At 65.6% G+C, this 2,623-nt stretch carries 4 protein-coding genes, 1 tRNA gene and 2 pseudogenes; 1 reads left to right on the forward strand and 6 read right to left on the reverse strand.

The window, feature by feature from the left end; all coding sequences use genetic code 11:
* The 5 genes and pseudogenes from rplK to V7D28_RS14755 all read right to left on the reverse strand — a co-directional run.
* Positions 1-79: pseudogene (gene rplK / locus V7D28_RS14735) on the reverse strand (50S ribosomal protein L11); the annotation flags it as partial.
* Between the two features lie 190 nt (positions 80-269).
* Positions 270-680, reverse strand: coding sequence for a GxxExxY protein (locus V7D28_RS14740; protein WP_333588139.1), 411 nt, complete (start codon positions 678-680; stop codon positions 270-272).
* A gap of 49 nt (positions 681-729) precedes the next feature.
* The gene (nusG, locus tag V7D28_RS14745; RefSeq protein ID WP_333588140.1) at positions 730-1,293 is read right to left on the reverse strand and encodes a transcription termination/antitermination protein NusG; all 564 of its coding nucleotides are present in this window, start codon (positions 1,291-1,293) and stop codon (positions 730-732) included.
* A 4-nt stretch (positions 1,294-1,297) separates the two neighbouring features.
* Positions 1,298-1,570 (reverse strand): preprotein translocase subunit SecE, encoded by a 273-nt coding sequence (gene secE / locus V7D28_RS14750; protein WP_442957948.1) that lies wholly within the window; start codon positions 1,568-1,570, stop codon positions 1,298-1,300.
* Between the two features lie 108 nt (positions 1,571-1,678).
* Positions 1,679-1,754, reverse strand: a tRNA-Trp gene (locus V7D28_RS14755).
* Between the two features lie 198 nt (positions 1,755-1,952).
* Here V7D28_RS14755 and V7D28_RS14760 point away from each other — a divergent pair.
* On the forward strand, positions 1,953-2,159 hold the full coding sequence (locus V7D28_RS14760; RefSeq protein WP_333588142.1) for a hypothetical protein: 207 nt from the start codon (positions 1,953-1,955) through the stop codon (positions 2,157-2,159).
* A 20-nt stretch (positions 2,160-2,179) separates the two neighbouring features.
* Here the strand turns inward: V7D28_RS14760 and V7D28_RS14765 are convergent.
* Positions 2,180-2,623: pseudogene (locus tag V7D28_RS14765) on the reverse strand (transcriptional regulator); the annotation flags it as partial.

Genomic DNA, 2,623 nt, shown 5'->3' on the forward strand with positions numbered 1-2,623 from the left:
CCGGCCCGATGGGCGGCGACGGCGTGGCGGAGCCCGCGGGCACCTGCAGCTTGATATAGCCCAGAATCTTCTTGGCCATCTTCTCCTCTTTGGCCGGAAGCCCGGCCGGTTAGGCCGTGGTGCGGAGTTGGCGCTCCTCCCACGGATTTAAGCCGCGCAGCCCGCAAAGGCCGCCCGGCGAAGGGCGCGCTAATATCAGCGGGTCGCGCCGTGGGCAAGCGCGTCGCCCCCAAAGGCGCCACCACAAAGGACACAATGGGCACGAAGGGTCACAGAACGAAGCGCCGAATGCCCTGTCGAAAGAGCGGAACGTTGAAATTCAGAAGATAGCCGAGCCGGAGCCCCGAAAGCCGCAGATAGGTCATGATCTGAGCTTCATGGAGGCGCGAAAGCGCCTCGACGGCCTTGACCTCGACAATCACCAGACCCTCGACCACCAAGTCCAGTCTATAGCCAGCATCAAGACGTCGTCCTTCATAGACTACAGGCAATGGGGATTGACGGCGGATTTCAAGCCCCCGCGCCTCAAGCTCATAGGCCAGACAGGTCTCGTATGCGGATTCCAGGAGTCCCGCGCCGAGCACCCGATGCACCTTTAGACCGGCATCAACGACCTGCCGACCCAGCGCCTCAACGCTGGCATCGATGCCTTCGTGCCCTTTGTGTCCTTCGTGGTTCAAACTTCCGCTCCGAGATCCGTTCGCGGGAAGAGCGGAAAACCTCCGAGGATCAGCTGATCTTTTCGACTTGGCCGTATTCGAGTTCGACGGGGGTGGCGCGGCCGAAGATGGAGACGGTGACCCGCAGGCGGGCGCGTTCCTCGTCCACCTGTTCCACCGAGCCGTTGAAGCTGGCGAAGGGGCCGTCGGTGACGCGGACCTGCTCGCCGATCTCGAAGGTGATGGTGGGCTTGGGCCGCTCCACGCCTTCTTCGATGGCGCCGATGATCCGGGCCACTTCCTTTTCGGACACCGGGATGGGGCGCGCCGCCGATCCCAGGAAGCCGGTCACCTTCGGGGTGTTCTTGATCAGGTGATAGGCTTCGTCGGTGAGGTTCATCTTCACCAGCACATAGCCGGGGAAGAATTTGCGCTCGGCGTTCACCTTGCGGCCGCGGCGGATCTCGACCACGTCCTCGGTGGGCACCAGAACCTCGGAGAACTGGTCTTCCAGCCCCTGGTTACGGGCTTGCTCGAGGATCGCCTCCTTCACCTTCTTCTCGAAGTTGGAATAGGCGTGGACGATGTACCACTTGTGGTTCTTGGTCGCGGCGTCGGCGGCTTCGGTAGTCATCTGGTCACCCCGCATTGGCGAGCTGGAGGATCATGCCCATCACCCAGCCGATGATGGAGTCGACCGAAAAGACGAAGATCGAGGCCAGGACCACGATGATGCCGACCATGACCGAGGTGATCCAGGTCTCCTTGCGGCTCGTCCAGGTGATCTTCCGCCCCTCGGCGCGGACTTCGCGCGCGAACTGGGCGGGACTGGTCTTCTTCTTCGGCGCGGAGTCGGCCAGCGGCGAGCCGGAGGACATGGCGGCGGCCGTCTTGGCGGCGCGGCTCCTCATCGCTTGCGGCGTTCCGCCCGGTTTCCTGGCCATCGAGGCTAGCGACTTTCTACTTCCGGGCGGCGGCCAGGAGCGGCCCCGCCCAAACGGCGTTAACGACTTTCAGGGTGGCAGGAGTGGAGGGACTCGAACCCCCGGCCCTCGGTTTTGGAGACCGATGCTCTACCAGCTGAGCTACACTCCTACGTCCCTCAGGCCCCTCCTGAAGGGAGAGACCCTGGGCTCCGAACAATAAGCAACGCGCCGCAGAGCGGGAAGCCCGTCGGCGCGCGGCTGATCGCTGGAGCCGGGTCGTTTAGCAGGGGGCGCCCGGACGGGCAAGGAGGGATCGAAGGCGCTCGCCGGGCGTTGTCACACGGCCTCAAGACCAACGGAGCCGACCATGCCTGGCCACCAGGGCCCCTCCCCCGCCGATGACCGCAACCGCGACCAGGAACAGCGTCCGGGGCAGCCGCCCAAGTCGGCCTATGTGCCCGCGGGGTCCGAGGACTCGACCCACAGCGACAAGACGCGGACCGATCCCGAAACCGGCGCGCCCGCCAACGACGCCCCCGAACCGGCTCAGAGCCAGACCGACCGGCACGACTGAGCCGGGCGTCGGCGCGGGCCTCAGGCCTTGGCGCCGTCCAGTTCGAAACTGCGGTCGAGATTGGCGATCCGATCCTCGATCAGATTGGCGCGCTTCAACGCCAGCGAGGCGGCCCACAAGGCGGCGCGCGCGGGCATGGGCGTGCGGCTCATGGCCGCCACCGGCAGGCCGCGGCGCCGGAAGATGCCGTTGGCGTAGTGGGCCCCGTTGGTGATCCGCGACCCCCAGGTCTGATAGTCCACCGAGAGGGAGACGTTGAAGCCCTCCTGGTTCTCGATCCGGTGGGGCGCATGCAGCGGCCAGGTGGCGGCCATGCCCGGCTCCAGGTCGAAAACCTGGGCGGCGGCGTCCATCTCGCGCCGATAGGGCAGCTCTTCGGTCTGCTGCTTCAGCATGATGTCCTCCATGCCCGCCTGGGGCATGTGAGCCTCGTCGGCGGGATAGATCCAGATCCGCTTTCGGCC

The sequence above is a fragment of the Phenylobacterium sp. genome (assembly GCF_036723115.1).
In the GTDB taxonomy this organism is placed as follows: domain Bacteria; phylum Pseudomonadota; class Alphaproteobacteria; order Caulobacterales; family Caulobacteraceae; genus Phenylobacterium.